The following is a 2213-nucleotide window of genomic DNA, read 5'->3' as shown; positions in this document are numbered from 1 at the left end:
CCTATTATTTCTTTAGTTGATGTTCCAGGCTATATGCCGGGTACAGAACAGGAATATGGAGGAGTAATTCGTCACGGTGCCAAGGTACTTTATGCCTACTCAGAAGCAACAGTACCCAAAATTACTTTAATTATGCGTAAAGCCTATGGTGGTGCCTATATAGCAATGGGCAGTCGTTCTGTCAGAGCAGATTTAGTTTATGCCTGGCCAATAGCAGAAATTGCTGTTATGGGTCCTGAAGGAGCAGCGAATGTAATTTACAGAAAAGAAATTAAAGCAGCTGATGATCCAGATAAACTTCGTCAGGATAAAATTGATGAATATAAAGATAACTTTGCTAATCCATATATTGCAGCTAAAAGAGGAATGGTCAATGATGTAATTAAGATGGAAGAAACCAGAGCTAAACTAATTAATGGTTTAGAAATGATGAGCAATAAGCGTGAAAATGGACAGGATAAAAAACACGGTAATATACCTTTATAAAAAATATAAAGAACAGCTGAAATTAACTGATCTAATTCAGAATGATCTGGATTAAAATATAAAAATAGTAATAAGTAGGTGAAAGTATGAATAATTATGTTCTTGGTCTGGAGTTATTAGTAATTGGAATGGGAACAGTTTTTCTTTCCCTTTATCTACTCTCTGTTTTCCTTCATTTTAGTGGAAAACTATTTGGACCGGATAGTAAAGATAAAAAGAAAAACAAAAAGACAGTTAAAAATTCAAAATCTGCAGCAGAAAATAAAGCAGTACAATTAGATGAATCAGAACAGGGGATTTCTCCTAAAAAAGTTGCAGCAGTTACGGCTGCTATATCTGAAATGTTAAATAATCAAAAAAACTATAAGATAATATCTATTCAAAAAAGTAATCAAAACTGGAAAAGATAGGAGCTGAATATAGTATGAAAAAATTTAGAGTTGAGGTAGATGGTGAAGAATTTATTGTAAATGTTGAGGAAGTTGGAAGTGAAGTTAATGGTGAAATAGCAGCCAACACAAGTAATGCAGGCAGCCAAAGTTCTGGAGCTAACAGGAAATCAGCACCAAAAAAAGCTGCTCCAAAGCATAAAAAACAACCTCAAAAAGAAATGTCAGCACCAGCTGATATTGGTGAAGGAGATATTTTAGCACCAATGCCGGGAAGTATTTTAGAAATCAATGTTAAAAAAGGTGGTAGTGTCAGCAAAGGTGATGTTTTAGTTGTTTTAGAAGCAATGAAAATGGAAAACGAAATAACTGCAGCTGAGGCAGGAACTGTTAAGGATATTAAAGTAAGAGTCGGAGATAGTGTTGATGCAGAAGACATACTGCTGGTAATTGAGTAGGGGGTTAAATAATGTTAGATAAGATTTCGCTATTTGTCCAGTCCACAGGTTATTTAAACCTGGGCTCAGGGCAATTTATAATGATTATCATTGCCTCTATACTTTTATACCTGGCAGTGGTCAAAGAATATGAGCCGCTGCTATTAGTGCCCATCAGTTTTGGGATGTTGTTAGTTAATTTACCTTTAGGTGGACTGATGGCAGCCGGATCAGAGGGAGAAGTTGGAGGTTTATTATATTATCTTTATCAGGGAGTTAAATTAGGGATTTATCCTCCAATTATCTTCATGGGAGTTGGAGCCTGGACAGATTTTGGTCCGATGATCGCGCAGCCGAAAACTGCACTCTTAGGAGCAGCAGCCCAGTTTGGTATTTTTGCCACTATTTTTGGAGCAATTGCCTTAGGTTTTTCGCCTGCAGAAGCAGGAGCAATTGGAATTATTGGGGGAGCAGATGGACCAACAGCAATTTTTTCAGCCAGTCAGCTGGCACCACACTTATTAGGACCGATTGCAGTAGCAGCCTATTCCTATATGGCTTTAGTACCGATTATTCAGCCGCCGATTATGAAAGCTCTAACTACTAAAGAAGAGCGCCAGGTAAAAATGGAACAGTTAAGACCTGTAACAAAAAAAGAAAAGATAATTTTCCCAATAGCTGTTAGCTTACTTGGTGGATTACTAGTACCTTCTGCTTTACCACTATTAGGTAGTTTAATGTTTGGTAACTTAATGCGGGAAGTTGGAGTAGTTGATCGCTTACTTAAAACAACTCAGAATGCATTAATGAACATAGTAACTTTATTTTTAGGATTAACTGTTGGAGCAACAGCCAGTGCAGAGGCTTTTTTAAATGCCGAAACAATTGGGATTTTAGTGCT

Annotated in this window: 4 protein-coding genes; all 4 read left to right on the top strand. The window is 36.8% G+C overall.

Annotated features, from left to right (window positions below):
• Window positions 1-486: carboxyl transferase domain-containing protein (locus tag C7958_RS15440; protein ID WP_279586186.1), on the top strand; the 486-nt coding region annotated here is incomplete at its 5' end.
• Between the two features lie 86 nt (window positions 487-572).
• Window positions 573-896, top strand: coding sequence for an OadG family protein (locus C7958_RS15435; RefSeq protein WP_111573559.1), 324 nt, complete (start codon window positions 573-575; stop codon window positions 894-896).
• A gap of 14 nt (window positions 897-910) precedes the next feature.
• The gene (locus tag C7958_RS15430; RefSeq protein WP_111573558.1) at window positions 911-1333 is read left to right on the top strand and encodes a biotin/lipoyl-containing protein; all 423 of its coding nucleotides are present in this window, start codon (window positions 911-913) and stop codon (window positions 1331-1333) included.
• An 11-nt stretch (window positions 1334-1344) separates the two neighbouring features.
• Window positions 1345-2213 (top strand): sodium ion-translocating decarboxylase subunit beta (locus C7958_RS15425; RefSeq protein WP_111573557.1); only part of this gene is annotated, 869 nt, incomplete at its 3' end.

It is taken from the genome of Halanaerobium saccharolyticum (assembly GCF_003259895.1).
Classification (GTDB): domain Bacteria; phylum Bacillota; class Halanaerobiia; order Halanaerobiales; family Halanaerobiaceae; genus Halanaerobium; species Halanaerobium saccharolyticum_A.
Note: the sequence above shows the minus strand (reverse complement) of the source record. Positions and strands in the feature narration are given on the sequence as shown.

Excerpts from the sequence above, each read along its gene's own strand:
- C7958_RS15435 (WP_111573559.1), top strand. The coding sequence starts at position 573 with ATGAATAATTATGTTCTTGGTCTGGAGTTATTAGTAATTGGAATGGGA.
- C7958_RS15430 (WP_111573558.1), top strand. The coding sequence starts at position 911 with ATGAAAAAATTTAGAGTTGAGGTAGATGGTGAAGAATTTATTGTAAAT.